This window comes from Streptomyces sp. NPDC093065 (assembly GCF_044754585.1).
Taxonomy (GTDB): domain Bacteria; phylum Actinomycetota; class Actinomycetes; order Streptomycetales; family Streptomycetaceae; genus Streptomyces.
Genome location: NZ_JBIVPJ010000004.1, coordinates 326,411 through 345,934 on the forward strand (window position 1 = coordinate 326,411; position 19,524 = coordinate 345,934).

Annotated in this window: 16 protein-coding genes and 1 pseudogene; 11 read left to right on the forward strand and 6 right to left on the reverse strand. The window is 71.4% G+C overall.

Annotation, left to right across the window (positions count from 1 at the left end):
• The first annotated feature begins 4 nt into the window (after positions 1-4).
• The 7 genes and pseudogenes from ACIQFU_RS09955 (at position 5) to ACIQFU_RS09985 (ending at position 7,362) form a co-directional block, all read left to right on the forward strand.
• A complete protein-coding gene (locus ACIQFU_RS09955) occupies positions 5-880 on the forward strand; it encodes an SGNH/GDSL hydrolase family protein (RefSeq protein WP_402550365.1) in 876 nt (291 codons plus the stop codon).
• A 30-nt stretch (positions 881-910) separates the two neighbouring features.
• On the forward strand, positions 911-1,867 hold the full coding sequence (locus tag ACIQFU_RS09960) for a GlxA family transcriptional regulator (protein WP_402550366.1): 957 nt from the start codon (positions 911-913) through the stop codon (positions 1,865-1,867).
• Positions 1,868-2,070: 203 nt separating this feature from the next.
• Entirely contained in the window at positions 2,071-3,069 is a 999-nt protein-coding gene (gene gap, locus ACIQFU_RS09965) for a type I glyceraldehyde-3-phosphate dehydrogenase (protein WP_402550367.1), read from the forward strand.
• Between the two features lie 49 nt (positions 3,070-3,118).
• Positions 3,119-3,616 carry a peptidylprolyl isomerase gene (locus ACIQFU_RS09970; RefSeq protein ID WP_402550368.1) on the forward strand — a complete coding sequence of 166 codons (498 nt, stop codon included), beginning with the start codon at positions 3,119-3,121 and terminating at the stop codon, positions 3,614-3,616.
• A 150-nt stretch (positions 3,617-3,766) separates the two neighbouring features.
• Complete coding sequence (locus ACIQFU_RS09975) at positions 3,767-5,245, forward strand: glutamate-cysteine ligase family protein (protein WP_402550369.1); 1,479 nt, start codon at positions 3,767-3,769, stop codon at positions 5,243-5,245.
• 40 nt (positions 5,246-5,285) lie between these two features.
• A pseudogene (locus ACIQFU_RS09980) lies at positions 5,286-6,120 on the forward strand (class II glutamine amidotransferase).
• 303 nt (positions 6,121-6,423) lie between these two features.
• Positions 6,424-7,362, forward strand: a complete 939-nt coding sequence (locus ACIQFU_RS09985) for a TauD/TfdA dioxygenase family protein (RefSeq protein ID WP_402550370.1) — start codon at positions 6,424-6,426, stop codon at positions 7,360-7,362.
• A gap of 51 nt (positions 7,363-7,413) precedes the next feature.
• Here the strand turns inward: ACIQFU_RS09985 and ACIQFU_RS09990 are convergent, their stop codons facing one another.
• The 4 genes from ACIQFU_RS09990 to ACIQFU_RS10005 form a co-directional block, all read right to left on the reverse strand.
• Positions 7,414-9,234, reverse strand: a complete 1,821-nt coding sequence (locus ACIQFU_RS09990; RefSeq protein WP_402550371.1) for a glycoside hydrolase family 2 protein — start codon at positions 9,232-9,234, stop codon at positions 7,414-7,416.
• A gap of 66 nt (positions 9,235-9,300) precedes the next feature.
• On the reverse strand, positions 9,301-10,200 hold the full coding sequence (locus ACIQFU_RS09995) for a carbohydrate ABC transporter permease (RefSeq protein ID WP_402550372.1): 900 nt from the start codon (positions 10,198-10,200) through the stop codon (positions 9,301-9,303).
• A gap of 2 nt (positions 10,201-10,202) precedes the next feature.
• Positions 10,203-11,144, reverse strand: a complete 942-nt coding sequence (locus ACIQFU_RS10000; protein ID WP_402550373.1) for a carbohydrate ABC transporter permease — start codon at positions 11,142-11,144, stop codon at positions 10,203-10,205.
• A gap of 21 nt (positions 11,145-11,165) precedes the next feature.
• On the reverse strand, positions 11,166-12,539 hold the full coding sequence (locus ACIQFU_RS10005; protein WP_402550374.1) for an extracellular solute-binding protein: 1,374 nt from the start codon (positions 12,537-12,539) through the stop codon (positions 11,166-11,168).
• Between the two features lie 158 nt (positions 12,540-12,697).
• Here ACIQFU_RS10005 and ACIQFU_RS10010 point away from each other — a divergent pair, with 158 nt between their 5' ends.
• On the forward strand, positions 12,698-13,741 hold the full coding sequence (locus ACIQFU_RS10010; protein ID WP_402550375.1) for a LacI family DNA-binding transcriptional regulator: 1,044 nt from the start codon (positions 12,698-12,700) through the stop codon (positions 13,739-13,741).
• A 30-nt stretch (positions 13,742-13,771) separates the two neighbouring features.
• On the opposite strand, the gene ACIQFU_RS10015 is transcribed toward ACIQFU_RS10010, so the two are convergent.
• On the reverse strand, positions 13,772-15,247 hold the full coding sequence (locus tag ACIQFU_RS10015; protein ID WP_402550376.1) for a family 43 glycosylhydrolase: 1,476 nt from the start codon (positions 15,245-15,247) through the stop codon (positions 13,772-13,774).
• A gap of 226 nt (positions 15,248-15,473) precedes the next feature.
• Between ACIQFU_RS10015 and ACIQFU_RS10020 the strand changes: the two genes are divergently transcribed.
• The 3 genes from ACIQFU_RS10020 (at position 15,474) to ACIQFU_RS10030 (ending at position 18,527) form a co-directional block, all read left to right on the forward strand.
• Complete coding sequence (locus ACIQFU_RS10020) at positions 15,474-16,961, forward strand: NCS1 family nucleobase:cation symporter-1 (protein ID WP_402550377.1); 1,488 nt, start codon at positions 15,474-15,476, stop codon at positions 16,959-16,961.
• A gap of 64 nt (positions 16,962-17,025) precedes the next feature.
• Positions 17,026-17,751: an aspartate/glutamate racemase family protein gene (locus ACIQFU_RS10025; RefSeq protein ID WP_402550378.1), complete on the forward strand. Its 726-nt coding sequence runs from the start codon at positions 17,026-17,028 to the stop codon at positions 17,749-17,751.
• 125 nt (positions 17,752-17,876) lie between these two features.
• Positions 17,877-18,527, forward strand: a complete 651-nt coding sequence (locus ACIQFU_RS10030) for a GntR family transcriptional regulator (RefSeq protein WP_402550379.1) — start codon at positions 17,877-17,879, stop codon at positions 18,525-18,527.
• Positions 18,528-18,591: 64 nt separating this feature from the next.
• Here the strand turns inward: ACIQFU_RS10030 and ACIQFU_RS10035 are convergent, their stop codons facing one another.
• Complete coding sequence (locus ACIQFU_RS10035; protein ID WP_402550380.1) at positions 18,592-19,521, reverse strand: GNAT family N-acetyltransferase; 930 nt, start codon at positions 19,519-19,521, stop codon at positions 18,592-18,594.
• Positions 19,522-19,524 lie beyond the last annotated feature (3 nt).

Below are 19,524 nucleotides of genomic sequence, written 5' to 3' on the forward strand. Positions count from 1 at the left end.
ACGCATGCCGAAGCACGCCCTTCGCCGTGTCATGACCGCGACAGCAGCCGCCGTCGGCACCCTGGCCCTCGGCCTCACGGACGCCACCGCCCACGCCACGCCCGCCACCCTCGACTACGTGGCCCTCGGGGACAGTTACAGCGCGGGCTCCGGCGTCCTGCCCGTCGACCTCACCAGCCCGCTGTGCCTGCGCTCGACGGCCAACTACCCCCACGTCATCGCCGCCGCGACGGGCGCGCACCTCAAGGACGTCACCTGCGGCGCCGCCCGGACCTCGGACTTCACACGGGCGCAATACCCGGGTGTCGCCCCGCAGTTGGACGCGCTCGGCGCCGGCACGGACCTGGTCACCCTCACCATCGGCGGCAACGACAACAGCACGTTCATCAACGCCATCACGGCCTGCGGGTCGGCGGGCGTCCTCAGCGGCGGCAAGGGCAGTCCCTGCAAGGACGAGCACGGCACGTCCTTCGACGACGAGATCGAGGCCAGCACATACCCCGCGCTCAAGGCGGCCCTGGGCGCGGTACGCACCAAGGCGCCCGGCGCGCGGGTGGCGGCCCTCGGCTACCCGTGGATCACCCCGGCCGGCGCCGACCCGTCCTGCTTCGCCAAACTGCCGGTGGCCACCGGTGACGTCCCCTACCTGCGGGCCATCCAGGCGCACCTCAACGACGCGGTCCGGCGTGCCGCCGAGGAGACCGGCGCCACGTACGTGGACTTCTCCGAGGTCTCCGAGGGCCACGACGCCTGCGCGGCTCCGGGCACCCGCTGGATCGAACCGCTCCTGTTCGGCCGCGGCCTCGTGCCCGTCCATCCCAACGCCCTGGGCGAGCGGCGCATGGCCGAGCACACGATGAGCGTCCTCGGCCTGAGCTGATCCCCCTGCTCCCCCGCGTACGCTTCTGCCGTGCCGTCCTCCCCCCTGCGCCGCGTCGCCGTCCTCGTGCTCGAAGGCGCGAAACCGCTCGACGTCGGCATCCCGGCGCAGGTGTTCACGACGCGCGCGAGCATGCCGTACGAGGTACGGGTGTGCGGCGCGGCACCGGGCCTGGTGACCGGCGGCGACGGCCTGTCGTACCACGTCGCCCACGGCCTGGAGGCCCTGGCCTGGGCCGACGTGGTCTTCCTGCCCGGTTACCGGTACCCCGACGTCGACGACCCGCCGCGGACCGTCGTCGACGCGCTGACGACGGCCCACGACCGGGGCGCCCGGCTCGCCGCCATCTCCACCGGTGCGTTCGCGCTCGCCGCCACGGGCCTGCTCGACGGCAGGCGGGCCACCACGCACTGGCACTACACGCGGGCCCTCGCCGCGAAGCATCCCCGCGTGCGGGTCGACGAGAACGTGCTGTTCGTGGACGAGGGCAGCGTCCTGACGTCCGCGGGTGCCGCCTCCGGCATCGACCTGTGCCTGCACATCCTGCGCGGCGACCTCGGGGTGGCCGCCTCGAATCACGCGGCCCGGCGGCTGGTGGCGGCCCCCTACCGCAGCGGCGGCCAGGCCCAGTACGTGCCGCGCAGCGTGCCCGAGCCGCTGGGAGAGCGGTTCGCCGCCACCCGCGAGTGGGCGCTGCGCAGGCTCGACGAGCCGCTCACCCTGGAGGCGCTGGCCCGGCACGCGGCCGTGTCCGCACGCACCCTTTCCCGGCGCTTCGTCGAGGACACCGGGTACACGCCGATGCAGTGGATCATGCGCGCCCGTATCGACATGGCCCGTGAGCTGCTCGAACGCTCGGAGCGCGGGGTCGAGCAGATCGCCGCCGACGTCGGGCTCGGCACCGGCGCGAACCTGCGGCTGCACTTCCAGCGCATCCTCGGCACCACCCCCAGCGAGTACCGGCGCACCTTCGCCCAGGGCGAGTAGCCGCCCCACGCGCCGCCCCTGCCCGGCGTGGCCCCTCGTGTCCGGCGTGCCCTGTGTCCCGCGTGTCCCCGCGCCCGGCGTGCTCCCGTGCCGGCCTGGCGTGATCCTTGCGAACCGTGGCACTCGCGCCGCTGCCGTGCGCGGACGGCGTGCGCGAGTCTGAAGGGGAAGGACCTGGTGGCGAACGAAGGGACACACCACTCATGACTCGCATCGGCATCAACGGATTCGGCCGCATCGGGCGCAACGTGCTGCGTGCGCTGCTGGAGCGCGACACGAAGTTGGAGGTCGTCGCCGTCAACGACCTCACGGAGCCCGCCACCCTGGCCCGGCTGCTCGCCTTCGACTCGACGGCCGGCCGCCTCGGCCGCCCGGTGACCGTCGACGGCGACACCCTGGTCGTCGACGGTCACCGGATCAAGGTGCTCGCCGAGCGCGAGCCGGCCCGGCTGCCCTGGGCCGAGCTGGGCGTCGACATCGTGCTGGAGTCGACCGGCCGCTTCACCTCGGCCGACGCCGCCCGCGCCCACCTCACCGCGGGCGCGCGCAAGGTCCTGGTCAGCGCGCCGGCCGGCGGTGCGGACGTGACGCTCGCCTACGGCGTGAACACCGACGCCTACGACCCGGCCGCCCACACGATCGTCTCCAACGCCTCCTGCACCACCAACGCCCTCGCCCCGCTGGCCGCGGTGCTCGACGAGCTGGCCGGCATCGAGCACGGCTTCATGACGACCGTGCACGCCTACACCCAGGAGCAGAACCTCCAGGACGGCCCGCACCGCGACGCGCGCCGCGCCCGCGCCGCCGGGGTGAACATCGTGCCGACCACGACGGGCGCCGCCAAGGCGATCGGCCTCGTGCTGCCGGGACTGGACGGCAAGCTGTCGGGCGACTCGATCCGCGTACCGGTCCCGGTGGGGTCGATCGTCGAGCTCAACACGACCGTCGCCCGCGACGTGACGCGCGAGGACGTGCTGGCCGCCTACCGCGCCGCCGCCGACGGGCCGCTGGCCGGCGTGCTGGAGTACTCGGAGGACCCGCTGGTCTCCTCCGACATCACGGGCAACCCGGCCTCGTCGGTCTTCGACTCGTCCCTGACCCGCGTCGACGGCCGGCACGTCAAGGTGGTCGCCTGGTACGACAACGAATGGGGCTTTTCGAACCGTGTGATCGACACCCTCGGCCTGCTCGCCACACGCTGAACGGGCAGCCGGTTCGGCATCACCGGGGGTCACAGGTCACAATGGTGCGATGAGCAATTCCAAGGTTTACTTCGACATCGACATCGACGGCCAGGATGCGGGCCGCATCGTCTTCGAGCTCTTCGAGGACGTCACCCCCAAGACCGCCAAGAACTTCATCGAGCTGTCCACCGGCGAGCACGGCTTCGGCTACGCGGGTTCCCCGTTCCACCGTGTGATCCCGCAGTTCATGCTCCAGGGCGGCGACTTCACCGCGGGCAACGGCACCGGGGGCAAGAGCATCTACGGCGAGAAGTTCGCGGACGAGAACTTCCAGCTGAAGCACACCGGCCCGTACCTGCTCTCGATGGCCAACGCGGGCCCGAACACCAACGGCTCGCAGTTCTTCGTGACCACCGTCGCCACCCCGTGGCTGGACGGCAAGCACGTCGTCTTCGGCAAGGTCGTCGAGGGCACGGACGTGGTCGACAAGATCGAGGGCTACGGCTCCTCGCCGACGGGCAAGACCTCGGCGAAGATCACGGTGCGCGCGTCCGGCAAGCTGTAAGGCCTGATCAGCCCCACGGGGACCGGAACCGACGGGGGCCCGCCGCACACGGTGCGGCGGGCCCCCGTTCCGTCTCGTCTGGTGGGGTGCGCCCGGTGGTGCGACGCTGGGGTGGAGGAGCGTCCGAGGAAGGCAACCCCGGGAGGACCGATGGGACGGGACGTCCCGGCGCTGGTCTTCACCCGCGAGGACCGCCGCCGGTACCGGATCAAGATGCAGGAGTGCCTCGAGGCCTTCGCGCAGATGCTGCGCGAGTCCCGGTTCGAGACCGAGCGGCCGCAGGTCGGCCTGGAGATCGAGCTGAACCTGGTCGACGACCGGGGCGAACCGGCGATGCGCAACAGCGACGCGCTCGAAGCGATCGCGGACCCCGCCTGGTCCACCGAGCTGGGCCGGTTCAACCTGGAGATCAACATCCCGCCCCGGCAGCTCACGGCGGGCGGCCCCGACGCCTGGGAGACCGAGATCCGAGCCGCCCTCAACCACGCCGAGGACCGCGCCGCGTCGGTCGGTGCCCATCTGATCATGGTCGGCACCCTCCCCACGCTGCGGCAGGCCGACGTCGGCGAGGCGGCCCTGTCGGAGAACCCGCGCTACCGGCTCCTCAACGACCAGGTGTTCGCCGCCCGGGGCGAGGACCTGCACATCGAGGTGGACGGCGTCGACCGCCTGCGGACCTATGCGGACACCATCACGCCCGAGGCGGCCTGCACCAGCACCCAGTTCCACCTCCAGGTCGCGCCGGAGGAGTTCCCCGACTACTGGAACGCCGCCCAGGCCGTCGCCGGGGTCCAGGTCGCCCTCGCGGCCAACTCGCCCTTCCTGCTCGGCAAGGAGCTGTGGCACGAGAGCCGCATCCCCCTGTTCGAACAGGCCACCGACACCCGGCCCCAGGAGATCAAGGCCCAGGGGGTCAGGCCCCGGGTGTGGTTCGGGGAGCGGTGGATCAACAGCGTCTTCGACCTGTTCGAGGAGAACCTGCGCTACTTCCCGGCGCTGCTGCCGCTGTGCGACGAACAGGACCCCGCCGAGACCCTCGACCGCGGCGACACCCCCGAACTGGGCGAACTGACCCTCCACAACGGCACCATCTACCGCTGGAACCGGCCCGTCTACGCCGTCGCCGACGACAAGCCGCACGTCCGCGTGGAGAACCGGGTCCTGCCCGCGGGCCCGACCGTCGCCGACACCCTGGCCAACGGCGCCTTCTACTACGGGCTCACCCGCGCCCTGGTGGAGGAGGAGCGGCCGGTGTGGTCGCGGATGTCCTTCTCGGTCGCCGAGGACAATCTGCACACCGCCGCCCGGCACGGCATCGAGGCACACCTGTACTGGCCCGGCGTGGGCGAGGTGACCGTGCCCGAACTGGTCCTGCGCAGGCTGCTGCCGCTGGCGCACCGGGGCCTGGAGCTGTCGGGCATGGACTCCGCCTGGCGGGAACCGCTGCTCGGCATCATCGAGCAGCGCTGCGTCACCGGACGCAACGGCGCGGTCTGGCAGAAGGAGATGTTCCACCACATCGATGCCGGCGCCAGACCCGGCCGACACGAGGCGCTGCGCCGGATGACCCAGCAGTACATGGACTACATGCACCTCAACGCCCCGGTCCACACCTGGCCGGTCGACTGACGTCCGGGGCGCCGCAGGCCACCAGGGAGGCGACGGAGCGATGTGCCGATGGCTCGCCTACTCGGGGACACCCGTACTCCTGGAGTCCCTGCTGTACCAGCCCGAGCACTCGCTCATCGACCAGAGCCTGCACGCGCGTATGGGCGTGGAGACGACGAACGGGGACGGGTTCGGCGTCGGCTGGTTCGGGCCGGAGATGGCGACCCCCGCGATCGTCCGGGAGGTCGGGCCGGCCTGGAGCAACCGCAATCTGCGGGAGATCGCGAGCCATGTCCGCTCCCCGCTGTTCTTCGCGCACATCCGGGCCTCGACGGGCAGCGCCGTGCAGCAGACCAACTGCCATCCGTTCCGCCACGGCCGCTGGATGTGGATGCACAACGGCGCGATCGCGGAGTTCCACCGGCTGCGCCGCGACCTCGCCCCGGGCCGTCGATCCGCGGCTCTTCCTCGACATCGAGGGGTCGACGGACTCGGAGATGATGTTCTACCTGGCGCTCACGCTCGGCCTGGAGGACGACCCTCCCGCGGCCGTGGCCCGGATGACGGACCTGGTGGAGGAGATCGGCCACGAGCACGGCGTGGAGTTCCCGCTGCAGATGACGGTCGCCGTGACCGACGGGCGGCGGCTGTGGGCCTTCCGCTACTCCAGCCAGGGCCGGTCGCGCTCGCTCTACTACAGCAGCCGGGTGGAGAGCCTGCGCGCGCTGCATCCGGGGCTGCCCTTCCTGAAGGACGCGTCCGACAACAGCCGCCTCATCGTGTCGGAACCCCTGGGCGACCTGCCCGGCGTGTGGAACAAGGTGCCCGAGAGCAGCTACGGGGTCGTCCAGCCGGAGGGCGACGATCTGCGCCCCTTCGTCCCGTACCACCCCTGACCCCGTTGACACGGACGGAAGAAGATCACACAATCGCTGGCATGACCACATACCGGTTCGGCACCATCGCGGAGTGTCCCCGCGTGCCCGAGCGCACCGGATGTGAGCGTTCCGGCCTCTAACGGCCCTTCTCCCACCGACGGCCCGGCGCCCGTGGCGTCCTGACCCCGTCGGACATTCGCTCCGGCCCACGGCCCGGGGCACCGTCACACCTGCTGTCCCCGGCCACCCGGCGGCGTCTCGCGCGCCGTCGCCCCCTGGCCGGACTTCCACGCGTATCCGTCGTCCAAGGGGAGGACTCCCATGACCGTCACGGCCGCCGGCCCGAGCACCGTCCTGCGCGAAGCACGTATCCCGGAGGACGGGATGTACGAGGGCCGGCGCATCCTGCGCCGCCTGCCCGAAGGGTGGGAGGACCGGCCCTACACCCACTTCGAGGTCGCCCCGCAGGCGCGCACCGTCGGCGCCGAGATCCGCGGCGTCGACCTGTCTCGTCCGCTCACTCCCGCGCTGCGCGAGGAGCTGAACCGTGCGCTGCTGGAGTGGAAGGTGCTGTTCTTCCGGGCTCAGCACCTCACCTCCGGACAGCAGCGCGACTTCGCCCGCAACTGGGGCGAGTTGGAGACCAACCCGCTGCTCGCCACCGGTTCCGGCGACGACGTCGTCCGGTTCGACAAGGGGGCCGGGTCGGTGCCGACGTACGAGAACGTGTGGCACACCGACGTCACCTTCCGCGAGCGGCCCGCGCTCGGCGCGGTGCTCCAGCTGCGCGAGGTACCGCCGTTCGGCGGGGACACGATGTGGGCGGACATGGCCGCGGCCTACGACAACCTGCCCCGGGAGGTGAGGGACCGCATCGACGGCGCCCGCGCCGTGCACGACTTCATCCCGGGCTTCGCGCGGTTCTACGGGCCCGAGCGGCTGCTGCCGCACCAGGACCTGTTCCCGCCCGTGGAGCACCCGGTGGTGCGCACGCACCCGGAGACGGGCCGGCGCATGCTCTTCGTCAACACGTCCTTCACCACCAGGATCACCGGCATGGACCGCGACGAGAGCGACCGCCTGCTGCGCCTGCTCTTCCAGCAGGCGCACGTGCCCGAATACCAGGTGCGCTGGCGCTGGCAGGCCGGTGACGTGGCCTTCTGGGACAACCGGGCCACCCAGCACTACGCCGTGGGTGACTACGGGAGCGAGCGGCGGGTCGCCGAACGCGTCGCCGTCGAGGGCGACCGTCCCTTCTGACCTCAGTGCGCGGGGCCGGAGGCGGAGCACCGCCTCCGGCCCCGGCGCCGGCTAGTCCTCCGGCTCCTCGATGGCCGCCGGGCGCAGCTGGGCGGCGCGCACGCGGGCGATGTCGAGCTTCTCGCCCCGGTCGAAGCGGTAGATGCCGTTCTGCTCCTGGAAGACGTCGGTCAGCTGGGTGTAGCAGTAGCCGAACATGTTCCGGTCGCCGAGCAGCACTTCGGTCAGTCCGCTGAAGCGCTCGTGGAACTCGTCCTCGTTGCGGACGCGTTCGCCGTAGCCCCAGGAGACGGTGCGGTCCTCGCCGGAGCGGTCGGCGGCCGCCTCGGGGTCCCACCAGATGCCGCCGAACTCGCTGACGAAGTACGGCTGTCCCCGGTAGGGCAGGGAGTAGGGGGTGCCGCTCTCGTGGGCGTTGACGAACGGCGCGTCCTTGGCCAGGCCGGACATCAACTGCCGGAAGGCGGCGGGGTCCTGCTCGTAGTGGTGGGAGTCGTAGATGTCGGTCTCGGCGACCCGGTGGGCGTAGCCGGAGGCGTCGACGACCGGCCGGGTGGTGTCCATGGCCTTGGTGGCCAGGAACATCGCGCGGGTCACGTCGTCGAGCTGTGTGACGCGGTCGTGGAGCTTCTGGTACGTCTCGTTGAGCGGGCACCAGCCGATGATCGAGGGGTGCGAGTAGTCGCGCTCGATCGCCTCCAGCCACTGGGCCACGTAGGAGGCGTCGGGCCTCTGGTTGTCGCCCGAGGAGCCGCCGACCTCGCAGCCCCAGTCGCCGAACTCGCCCCAGACCAGGTAGCCGAGGCGGTCGGCGTGGTGGAGGAAGCGCTCCTCGAAGACCTTCTGGTGCAGCCGGGCGCCGTTGAAGCCGGCCGCCATGGCCAGCTCGATGTCCTTGACCAGGGCCTCGTCGGTCGGGGCGGTCATCAGCCCGTCCGGGTACCAGCCCTGGTCGAGGACGAGGCGCTGGAAGACGGGCCGCCCGTTGAGCAGGACGGCCTTGCCGCGCAGGCCGACGGCGCGCAGTCCGGCATAGCTCTCGGCGCTGTCGACCACCTGGTCCGCGGCGTCGAGGAGTTCGAGGCGCAGGTCGTACAGGTGCGGGTCCTCGGGCCCCCACTCGCGCCGCCGGCCGTCCGGTACCGGCAGGTGCAGACGCGGGGCGAGGTCGAGGTCGGCGCGGGCCTCGGCGCGGCTCACCTCGCCGTCGGCGTCGCTGAGGACGGCGCGCACCCGGTACCCCGGGCGGTTGCCGGACAGGGGCAGTTCCAGGTGGAAGGCGGAGCCGGCCAGGTCGGGTGTGATCCGGGGGCGGCGCAGGTGCGTCTCGGGGACGGGCTCCAGCCAGACGGTCTGCCAGATGCCGGTGACCCGGGTGTAGTTGCAGTCGTGGTTGGCGTACTTGATCGCCTGCTTGCCGCGAGCCTGCGGACCGGACTTGGGGTCGCGGGCCCGCACGGTGATCACGACCTCCTCCCCCGCCCCGGCGATGTCGCCGAGGTCGGCGGTGAAGGGGGTGAACCCGCCGCGGTGCCGGGCCACCTCCCTGCCGTCGGCCCATACGGTGGTGTCGTGGTCGACGGCGCCGAAGTGCAGCAGTACGCGGCGTCCGGCCCAGGCGGCCGGCAGGGTCAGGGCCCGCCGGTACCAGACGGCCTCCAGGAAGTCGGTGTCGCCGATGCCGGACAGCTCGGACTCGGGCGGGAAGGGGACGAGGATCTCCTCACGCAGCTCGCGGTCGAGCAGACCGCGTTCGAGGCCGCTGTCCCCCCGGTCGGTCTCGAACTGCCAGGCGCCGTTCAGGTTGAGCCAGTCGCGGCGCACGAACTGCGGTCGCGGGTACTCCGGGCGCGGTACGGAGTGAGTGGGCACACATGCTCCAGTCGATCGGTGGGCCGGGCGCGCGAACGCCGAGCCCGTGGGTACAGCTGTGGGGGTTCAGGAACCGCCGAGGCCGGTGGTGGCCACGGAGTTGACGATGCGGCGCTGGAAGAGGAGGAAGACCACGATCAGCGGCAGGGCGGCCAGCAGCGCGGAGGCCATGGACTGCGCGTACTGGATGCCGTAGGCGTCCTTCACGGTGGCCAGGCCCACCGGGAGGGTCATCAGGTCGGGGTCGTTGGTGACGATGAACGGCCACATGAAGTTGTTCCAGGCGCCGATGAAGACGAAGATCGCCACCGCGGCCACGATCGGCCGTGAGAGCGGCAGGACGATCGACCGGAAGACCCGGTACTCGGAGGCGCCGTCGATGCGGGCCGCCTCCTCCAGCTCCTTGGGGATGCCGTCGAAGAACCGCTTGAGGATGAACACCATCATGGGCGCGACGACCTGGGGCAGGATGACCGCCGCGTAGGTGTCGACCAGGTTGAACAGGGTCATCTGGTCGAACAGCGGCACGACGAGCAGCTGCGGCGGGACCATGATGGCGGCCACGGTGACGCCGAGCAGCAGGCGGCGGCCGCGGAAGGTGCCGCGGGAGAAGCCGTACGCCGCGAGGGTGGACACCGCGACGGTGATCAGCGTGACCAGGGCCGAGATCAGAAAGCTGTTGAAGGCCCAGACGGTGACGTTCCCGCGTTCGAGTATCTGCTGGTAGGCGTCCAGGGTGAAGGCGCCCTTGAACGGGGACAGCCCGGTGGTGTTGATGTCCTCCTCGCTCTGCACCGAGGTGATGATCGCCCACACGAACGGCACCAGCCACAGGACGGCGAGAACGACGAGCGCGGTTCCGGCCAGGGCGCGGGGCAGCCTGCCGTGGCCGAGGAGCAGGGGCGATCCGGCCGCTTCGCGGGGTGGACGGCGCCGGGTTCGGAGAGTGGTGGCGGTTGCGGACACGGTCAGTCCTCCCGGCGGAAGAGGCGGAGCTGCACGAGCGAGACGACGACGATCAGGGCGAAGAAGAGGTACGAGACGGCGGAGGCGTAGCCGAGGCGGTAGCCGGTGAAGCCCACGTCGTAGACGTACTCGAGGACGGGGCGGGTGGAGCCGTTGGGTCCGCCCTTGGTGAGGATGTAGATCTGGTCGAAGACCTTGAGGGAGGCCAGGACCTGGAGCATGGCCACCAGTCCCGTGGTCCTGCGCAGTTGCGGCAGGGTGATGGACCACAGGCGGCGCCAGGCGCCGGCCCCGTCCAGCGCCGCCGCCTCGTCGAAGGTCGTGGGCAGGGACTGGAGCGCCGCGAGGTAGAGCAGGAAGTTGAAGCCGACCGTCCACCAGACGGTGAGGGCGGCGACCGACCACATCGCCACCGACTCGTCGGACAGCCAGCCGACCGGTTCCACCCCGAGGGTGTCGAGGAGCTGGTTGGCCACGCCGAGTTCCGGCTGGTAGAGCCAGGTCCAGATCATGGTCACGACGGTCACGGGCAGCAGGTAGGGCGCGAAGAACGACAGGCGCCAGGCCCACTGCCCGGCGAGTCCGCTGTGCACCAGCAGGGCCATCGCGAGCGCGACCAGCACCAGCGGGACGCTGGAGACGACGGTGAAGAAGACGGTGTTGCCGAGGCTGCTCCACACGTCGGGGTCGCCGAACGCCTCGGTGTAGTTGTCGAAGCCGACGAAGTGCGTGTCGCGCAGGGCGAGCGAGCTGTCGGTGAAGCTCATCCAGAGCCCCTGCACGATCGGCCAGACCATGAAGAGTCCGAACACGAGCAGGAACGGCAGGACGAACACGAGCCCGTTGCCGCTGCGTATGCGGCCGAGGGCGGTACGGCGGCCGCCCTCGGGAACAGCGGGCGGGCCGGTCTGCTCCTCGGCGCCGAGGGGTGCGGTGGTGGTCACGTCGGTCACTCCTTTCGCTGGTCAGGCCACCGGGTTGGGCTGGCTCAGCAGCGTGTCCGCCTCGCGGACCATCTGCCGCACCGCCTTTTCGGGGGTGGTGTTGCCCAGCAGCGCCGACTGGAGCGGCTGGCACATCCGGTTCTGGAAGTTGGAACCGGCGCCCGCGAACCAGTTGGGCGGGTCGAGCACCGCCACCTTCGCGGCGTCGGCGTAGGAGGACTGGGGTTTGAGGGCGGCGTACTCCGGCTCCGCGAGGACGGGCTGGTACGCGGGGATGTGGCCGGCGCTCGCCCAGGTGAGGCTCTGCTTGAGTATCTGGGCGACGTACCGGTGGGCCTCGCGGCGCCGGGCCGGGTCGGGACTGTCCTGGTGCGGGAGGACGAAGCTGTGGCTGTCGGTGTAGACGGCCGGCTTGTCGAAGACCTGCGGGAAGGGTGCGGCGCCCAGCTCGACACCGGACTTCTTCAGCGTGGGCAGCTCCCACTCGCCGAGCATCGCCATGCCGCCGCGGCCGTTGGTGAAGGCGGCCAGCGCGCCGTTGTAGTCCAGGTTGTTGGGGTTGGTCCTGCCGTCGAAGAGCCGCGTCATGAGGGTGACGACGCGTACGGCGGCGTCGACGTCGATCTTCGGGGGGCCGCCGTCCGGCAGGTCGAACGCGGCGCCGGTCTGCGCGTAGAGCCCGGCGAACAGGCGCCAGTTCTGTGCCGTGTCGGTGACGTGGCCGAAGAGGATGCCCGCCTCCCCGGTGGCTTCCGCGAGGGCCTTGCCCGCCTCCAGCAGGGCCTCGGGCGAGCCCATGGGCGCCAGTTCGCCGGAGGTGTCCAGGAGCCCGGCCTTCTCCGCGGCCTTCCTGTCGTAGAACACGATGAAGGGGTGGACGTCCAGCGGGATCGCGTAGACGGTGCCCTCGTGCCGGGTGCGCGACCACACCGCGGGGGTGAAGTCCTTCTCCGTGACGCCGTACTCGGCGAGCAGGTCCAGGTCGAAGGCGTCCACCAGGCCGCCGGGCGCGTATCCCGCCAGCCGGGACAGGTGCATGGCGGCCACGTCGGAGGCCCGTCCGCCGGCCGCGGACATGGCGAGCTTGGTGTAGTACGACGGGCCCCAGTCGAGGATCGTGCGGTCGACCTCGAAGCCCTTGGCTCCCCCGGCGCCCTTGGACACGGCGCCGATCATGTCGTCCATGAGCATGCCGTCGCCGCCCTGGAAGAGGTCCCAGACGCTCAGGGAGGACGCCCCGGAGGCGGAGGCCGGTGAGGCGCAGCCGGACAGCGGGCCCGTGGCCAGCAGGGCTCCCGCCCCGGCCATGGCGTTGCGCAGCAACCGGCGGCGGCTGGGGCGGGGGACCGGGTCGGACCCGGCCGGCACCCCCTGGGCAGGCAGATGGGAACTCATCGCGGACCTTTCGACGGCCGGAGCTCATGCGGTGGCTAGTTTTTACATCGATGTACATTGGCTGTAAAGAGCTGAGTGGAAGTGGACCTGCGCCGAACCCCTCCCACGCACCGGGACATAGACTCGGTCGGCGCGCACGAGGAGGCAGGGAGGTCTCGGTGGCACGGCCCAGGATCAAGGACGTCGCACGTCATGCGGGCGTTTCGGAGAAGACGGTGTCCAATGTCATCAACGACTACGCCCATGTCTCCGACCGGACCAGGCAGGTGGTGCGCGAGGCCATCGAACACCTCGGCTACCGGGTGAACCTGGCCGGCCGTCACCTGCGCAAGGGCAGAACCGGCATCATCGCGCTCGTGGTCCCGGAACTGGACATACCGTACTTCGCTGAGCTGGCCCGGCATGTCATCCGCGAGGCCGAGGAGCGGTCCCTGACCGTCCTGATCCACCAGTCCGGGGCCGACCGCGCGCACGAGCTGGCGGCGCTGGCCGGGTTCGGCTCCACCTTCGTGGACGGGATCATCCTCAGCCCGCTCGCCCTGACCGCCGACGACCTGCGCGACCGCACGGGCTTCCCGCCCACGGTGCTGCTCGGGGAGCTGCTGGAGGAGGGCGCCGACCATGTGGCCATCGACAACGAGGGTGCCGCGCGCGAGGCGACCCGCCATCTGATCGGGCTCGGGCGCCGCGCGATACTCGCCCTCGGCGGGCTCGACGACCCGGGTCTGGGGACGGCCCAGGCCCGCACCCGGGGCTATCGCGCCGCTCTGGCGGAGGCCGGCCTCCCCTATGATCCGGCCGCGCTGCTGCCGGTCGGCTCCTTCCGGATGCCCGACGGTGCGCGGGCCGTGGCGCGGGCGCTCCAGGGGGGTGCGCGGCCCGACGCGCTGCTCTGCCTCAACGACCAGCTGGCACTCGGTGCGTTGCGCGCCCTGCACGAGCACGGGGTCAGGGTGCCCGAGGACGTCGCCGTGCTCGGCTTCGACGACGTGGAGGGCGGGCGGTTCAGCGTCCCGACGCTGAGTACGGTGGCCCCGGACAAGGCGGCGGTGGCCAAGGTCGCCGTACACCTGCTCCAGCACCGCATCGAGGAGGCCACGGCTCCGGACGGCGTCGAGTCGGGGGTGCAGGCGCCACAGGACCGCATCGTGGCCCACCGACTCGTCCTGAGGGAGAGCACGGAGGGCCACGGGCGGGCCTGACGGACCGGTGCCGGCCGGCCGGGGAAGGGGTCAGTTCGTGTAGACCTCGGCCCGGTCGACACTCACGAAGGACGCCCCGGACTGGGCGTTGTGCTCCCCCGTCACCCTGATCCGCAGAGTGTGGCCGCCGTTCGCGAGCCGTGGGCTCACGTACTGCACCGCCTCACCGACGCGGATCGGGTTGTGGAGGTCCACCCGCTGCTCGGGCCCGCCGTCGATGCTGACGGCCGCGTAGCCGTTGCCGGTGTCCTTCACGGAGAGCAGGGCGATCCGGGTGCCCGTGAAGGAGAAGGTGGCCGTGGCGCCGGCCCGGTCGCTGAAGTGGTCGTCGCTCCAGAAGCACTGCGTGGCGCAGCCCGTCCCGGAGTTCCAGGCGCCGGTGTAGGTGACGCTCCCCGGGCCGCCGGCGCGGCCGTCGTCGTTGATCCAGTAGTTGCCGGAGCCGGGGTCGCCGGAGGGCAGGTCCTGGGTGGCGCCCATCGCGAGCGGACGGCCGAAGTCGGGGGTGCCGTCGGCCCGCCAGGTGAACTTCTGCGCCCGGGTGGTGCGGTTGGTGTACGTGTTCACCGAAGTGGTCTTGGCGTGGTAGACGATCCAGTCCTCGGTCCCGTCCGGGGAGGTGAAGAAGGCGTGGTGGCCGGGCCCGAACACGCCCCGGTCGTCCGCCCGCGAGAACACCGCTCCCTGGTGCTGCCGCCAGTTCCCCGGCACCAGCGGGTCGGCGTCCAGCGGCATCGACATCATCCAGACCTGGTAGTCGGGCTTGCCCGTGTCGCAGGTGGAGTACGTCATCCACGCGCGGCCGTTGCGGTAGAGGAACTCGGGGCCCTCCCGCACCTCGGGGCAGCCGCCCGCGGCGTCGATCGCGACAGCGTCGCCGGAGACGGTGTACGGGTTGGACATCGGGGCGATGTTGATCCCGTTGTGCTGGTACTGGTTGATGCCGCTGTAGGCGAGGTAGAGCCGGCCGCCGAGTTGCAGGATGCCCGCGTCGATGGCGAAGTCGTCGGCGTGGTTGGGCGGGGCGAGCTCGGCCTTGTAGTGGTAGGGACCGGCCGGGTCGTCGCGTTCCGACTCCAGGACGTACAGCCGGTGGTGGTCGTCGACGCCGTCGTCGGCCGTGTAGTAGAGGTACCAGCGGTCGCCGAAGCGGTAGAACTCCGGGGCCCAGATGTTGCGGTTGCGGGACGGGGCGGTGTCCGTCCACACCGTGACCGGGTCGGCGGTCATCAGCGTGCCCAGGGACGGTGAGCGCCACATCCTGATGCTGTCGCCCTGGGTGGTGGTGAGGTAGTAGTTCCCGTTCCAGTGCGTCACGAACGGGTCGGGTCCGGTGTTGAGCGGGTTGCGGAACGCGCCGGCGGCCGCGGCCCGGGGTTCGGATGCGGCCGGCGCCGCGGCGGACGGTGCGCCGAGTCCGGGCAGCAGGCCCACGACGAGGCCGAGCAGGGCGGCGACGAGCAGGCCCAGGCGGGCGGGCGGACGGGGTGAGGGGCCGGGAAGCACGTGGGGGTCCTCTCCACAGCTCTTTACATCGCTTTCCATCGATGTAATGACGGGCCGTCAAGATAGGGACGGCCCGCAGGGCTGTCAACAGGGCCAAAAATGGTATTCCATTTGCCGCAGACCTGTTGACGGTGCGGTTTGGCGAAAACTACGTTCTGGGCACCGGAAAGCCGCTTCCGCTTCGTGAAAGCCTCCAACTCCCCGCACCTGCACCCAGGAGTCCCGTATGACTGCCCTGGAAGACCGCCGCCCGTCCACCCGGACCGGCGGCACCCCCACCAGCTCCGGCCTCTACACGTACGACCTCGCCCCGACGAAGCGGGAAGGGCGCCGCTGGGGCGCCTACAACGTCTTCACCCTGTGGGCCAACGACGTGCACAGCCTCGGCAACTACGCCTTCGCCATCGGACTGTTCGCCCTCGGGCTGAACGTGTGGGGCATCCTCGCGGCCTTCGCGCTCGCCTCGGTCCTGCTCTTCCTCCTGCTCACGCTGTCCGGGTTCATGGGCCACAAGACGGGCGTCCCGTTCCCCGTCATGAGCCGCATCGCCTTCGGCATCAGAGGAGCCAAGGTTCCGGCCGCCGTCCGAGGTGCCGTCGCCATCGCCTGGTTTGGTATCCAGACTTATCTGGCCTCCGCCGTGCTGAGCACTCTCCTGGTGGCCATGTTCCCCTCCCTGGCCTCCCTGGACACGAACTCCCTGCTCGGCCAGTCGACGCTCGGCTGGATCACCTTCCTGGCGCTGTGGGCCGTCCAGGTGCTCATCGTCAGCTACGGGATGCAGATGATCCGCCGGTACATGGCCTTCGCCGCCCCCACCACGCTGCTCACCATGTGTGCGCTGGCGGTGTGGATGTTCGTCCGGGCGGACGGCTCGGTCTCCGTGTCCGTCGGCGATCCGCTCACCGGCGGCGCCATGTGGCTCCAGGTCTTCCAGGCCGCGGCCCTGTGGGTGGTCATCTACGGGACGTTCGTACTCAACTTCTGCGACTTCACCAGGTCCGCGCGCAGCCGCGGGTCCATCGTCCGCGGCAACGTGATCGGCATCCCGCTGAACATGCTCTTCTTCGCCGTCATCGTGGCGGTCCTCAGCGGGGCGCAGTTCACCCTCGACGGGCACGTCATCACCAGCCCGACGGACATCGTCAGGACCATCCCCAACATGTTCCTGCTGGCCGTCGCCTCGCTCTGCCTCATCGCCCTCACGGTGGCGGTGAACCTGCTGGCCAACTTCGTCGCGCCCATCTACGCCCTGGTCAACCTCTTCCCGCAGCGGCTCGACTTCCGCCGCGCGGGTCTGGTGAGCGCGGTCCTGGGCCTGGTGATCACGCCCTGGAACCTCTACAACAGCCCGGTCGTCGTGAACTACTTCCTCGGTGGGCTCGGCGCGCTGCTCGGGCCGCTGTTCGGCGTGATCATGGCGGACTACTGGCTGCTGCGGAAGTCCCGCGTGAACGTACCGGCCCTCTACACGGAGGACGCCGGCGCCGAGTACCACTACCGCCGCGGCTACAACCCGCGTGCCGTCGCCGCCTTCGTCCCCGGCGCCGCCATCGCCGTCGTCGTCGCCCTCGTCCCCTTCTTCCACGCCGCGGCCGGCTTCTCCTGGTTCGTCGGCGCGATCATCGCCGCGGCGGTGTACGCGGTCGTCGCCGACCGTGCCGCGCCGATCCGCGACGTGGACGGCGAGGCCATCGCCGTCGCCGCCGAATAGCCCCGCACCGCCCGCCCCCGCCCCGTCGCGGGACACTCCGTCCGAGCAGAAGGCCCAGGCCCCCATGCGCATCCTCGTGGTCAACGTCAACACCACGCAGTCCATCACCGACGCGATCGGCAAGCAGGCCGCCGACGCCGCGTCCCCCGGCACCGAGATCGTGCCGCTGACGCCGGCCTTCGGCGCGGAGTCCGTCGAGGGCAACTACGAGAGCTACCTCGCCGCGGTCGCGGTGACGGAGGCCGTCCGCGCCCATCCGGAACCGTTCGACGCGGTGGTCCAGGCCGGGTACGGCGAACACGGGCGTGAGGGGCTCCAGGAACTGCTCGACGTGCCCGTCGTCGACATCACCGAGGCGGCGGCGAGCACCGCGCAGTACCTGGGCCGCCGGTATTCCGTCGTCACGACCCTCGACCGTACGGTCCCCCTGATCGAGGAACGGCTGGAGGTGGCCGGACTGATCGCCAGGTGTGCCTCGGTGCGGGCCAGCGGGCTCGCCGTGCTCGAACTGGAGCGGGACGAGCAGGCCGCCGTGGACGCCATCACCGAGCAGGCCGCCCGCGCGGTCGAGGACGACCGGGCCGAGGTGATCTGCCTGGGCTGCGGAGGCATGGCCGGTCTCGCCGAACGCGTGGTGGAGGGTACGGGTGTCCCCGTGGTCGACGGGGTGGCCGCCGCCGTGACGGTCGCGGAGTCCCTGGTCCGGCTCGGCCTGTCCACGTCCAAGGTGCGCACCTACGCCCGCCCGCGTCCCAAGCGGATCGTCAACTGGCCCCCGCGGGCGGGCTGACCCGTCGCCGCGCCGTCCCGCCCCGGCCGCCCGCGGCCTCCGGGGTATTCTGACGGGCCGCCCGACCGCCGCTCCGCACGGCGCGGTCGGCGTGCCGGGAACGGGAAGACACACGAGGGACGGCGATGGCTGCGTCAGAGGGCTTCATGCCCGAGTCCGAGCGGGTCACGCGGCGATTGCGCGACGAGATCATCGACGGTGTGCGGGGCCCGGGCAGCCGCCTGGTCGAGCGGGAGCTGGCCGAGTCCCTCGGCGTCAGCCGGCTCCCCGTCCGCGAGGCCCTGAAGATCCTGGTCTCGGAGGGTCTGGTGACACCGAGGCCGCGGAGCTGGGCGGTGGTGCGGGAGTTCACCACGAGCGACATCGCCGACCTGGACGAGGTCCGCTCGGGCCTGGAGACCCTGGGGTTCCGGCTCGCCGCCCAACGGCACACGCGGGAGGGGCTGGAGCGGCTGCGCGCCACGGTGGACGCCGAGCTCGACGCGGCCCGTGCGAACGACGCGGTCCGGGCCCGCCGGGCGGCCGCCGACTTCCACGAGACCGTGGTCTCCCTGGCCGCCAACGAGCTGCTCAACGAGCTGGAGCGGGTCCTGCGCAGCCGGCTGCGCTGGCTCCTGGGCCAGCACGACGACCTGCTCGCCGTCGCCCTGGAGCACGAGGCGCTCTACCAGGCCATCGCGGCACGCGATGTGGACCGCGTCCAGGAACTGGTACTCCGTCATCTGGCGACGAGCCGCAGCGCGGCCCTGGGCCACCACGCTCAGGAGCGGTCCTGAGTCCGTGGCGGGGCAGCCGCCCCTGACGGTCCCCCGCGCGCACTGGAGTCTGCCGCCGGTGCCCTCAGGCGAGCACGGCCTCCCAGGTGTCGACCGCGAAGTGGAGCGTCATGCCGTGGCGCTCGTACAGCCGCGGGGCGCCCGTCGCGTTGGCGGTGTCGACGCCGAGGCCCACCGTGTCCCGGCCCCGCGCGGCGAAGTGCGCGAAGGCGTGGCGCAGGAGGAGGCCGCCCAGGCCCCGGCCCCGGGCCTCCCGCAGCACCCCGATGCTGCGAATCCAGCCCATGGCCTCGCGGTCGTCCCGGGCCAGCAGGAATCCGGCGTCGCCCAGGTCGTCGGTGCCGGCGATCCACACCAGGGACCAGTCCAGCGCCTCGGCGCCGATGTCGTCCAGCCACTGCCTGTACTCGCGCGGCTGGAAGCCGAAGTGCTGTGCGAACGACCGCTGGTGCAGCTCGTGCACCTTCACGCGGTCCGCCTCCGTGGCGCACGCCCGCATCCGCACGCCCGCCGGGGCCGCGGGCAGGCGGTCGGCCGCCGGGTCCAGTGTGCGGCGCAGTACGTGGTGGGTGCGCACGACGCTCCAGCCGCGCTCGGTGAGGAGCGCGGTGTCGGTGGTGGGCCGGGAGTTGAGGTGGAGGTGGACGACGGCGCGCTCCGCTCCGTTCGCCCGCGCCACGGCCAGGGCGCGGGTCTCCATGGCCACCAGCACGCGCAGCCCGGACTGCTGGTGGTCGGGCAGCACGTAGTGGTCGATGTCGACGCGCTCCCCGCCGGACTCGTCCCACAGCAGCCCGTACGCCACCGGCCGGCCGCCGTCGAGGGCGAGCCACGAGTCCCGGGCCGGGTCCGTGCGCGGGTGCTTCAGGTCGGCTTCGACGGTGTGCTGGTCGGTCTCGGGCCGGCCGATCTCGATCCGGTCTATCTCGTTGAGGAGTCCGGTGATGGCGGGGGCGTCGGCGAGCGTGGCCGGCCGCAGGTCGGCAGGGGGCATGAG

Coding starts and splice junctions, on each gene's coding strand:
- gap (WP_402550367.1), top strand. CDS start 2,071: ATGACTCGCATCGGCATCAACGGATTCGGCCGCATCGGGCGCAACGTG.
- ACIQFU_RS09955 (WP_402550365.1), top strand. CDS start 5: ATGCCGAAGCACGCCCTTCGCCGTGTCATGACCGCGACAGCAGCCGCC.
- ACIQFU_RS10030 (WP_402550379.1), top strand. CDS start 17,877: ATGGCTGCGTCAGAGGGCTTCATGCCCGAGTCCGAGCGGGTCACGCGG.
- ACIQFU_RS09970 (WP_402550368.1), top strand. CDS start 3,119: ATGAGCAATTCCAAGGTTTACTTCGACATCGACATCGACGGCCAGGAT.
- ACIQFU_RS10020 (WP_402550377.1), top strand. CDS start 15,474: ATGACTGCCCTGGAAGACCGCCGCCCGTCCACCCGGACCGGCGGCACC.
- ACIQFU_RS09975 (WP_402550369.1), top strand. CDS start 3,767: ATGGGACGGGACGTCCCGGCGCTGGTCTTCACCCGCGAGGACCGCCGC.
- ACIQFU_RS10005 (WP_402550374.1), bottom strand. CDS start 12,539: ATGAGTTCCCATCTGCCTGCCCAGGGGGTGCCGGCCGGGTCCGACCCG.
- ACIQFU_RS10035 (WP_402550380.1), bottom strand. CDS start 19,521: ATGCCCCCTGCCGACCTGCGGCCGGCCACGCTCGCCGACGCCCCCGCC.
- ACIQFU_RS09985 (WP_402550370.1), top strand. CDS start 6,424: ATGACCGTCACGGCCGCCGGCCCGAGCACCGTCCTGCGCGAAGCACGT.
- ACIQFU_RS10025 (WP_402550378.1), top strand. CDS start 17,026: ATGCGCATCCTCGTGGTCAACGTCAACACCACGCAGTCCATCACCGAC.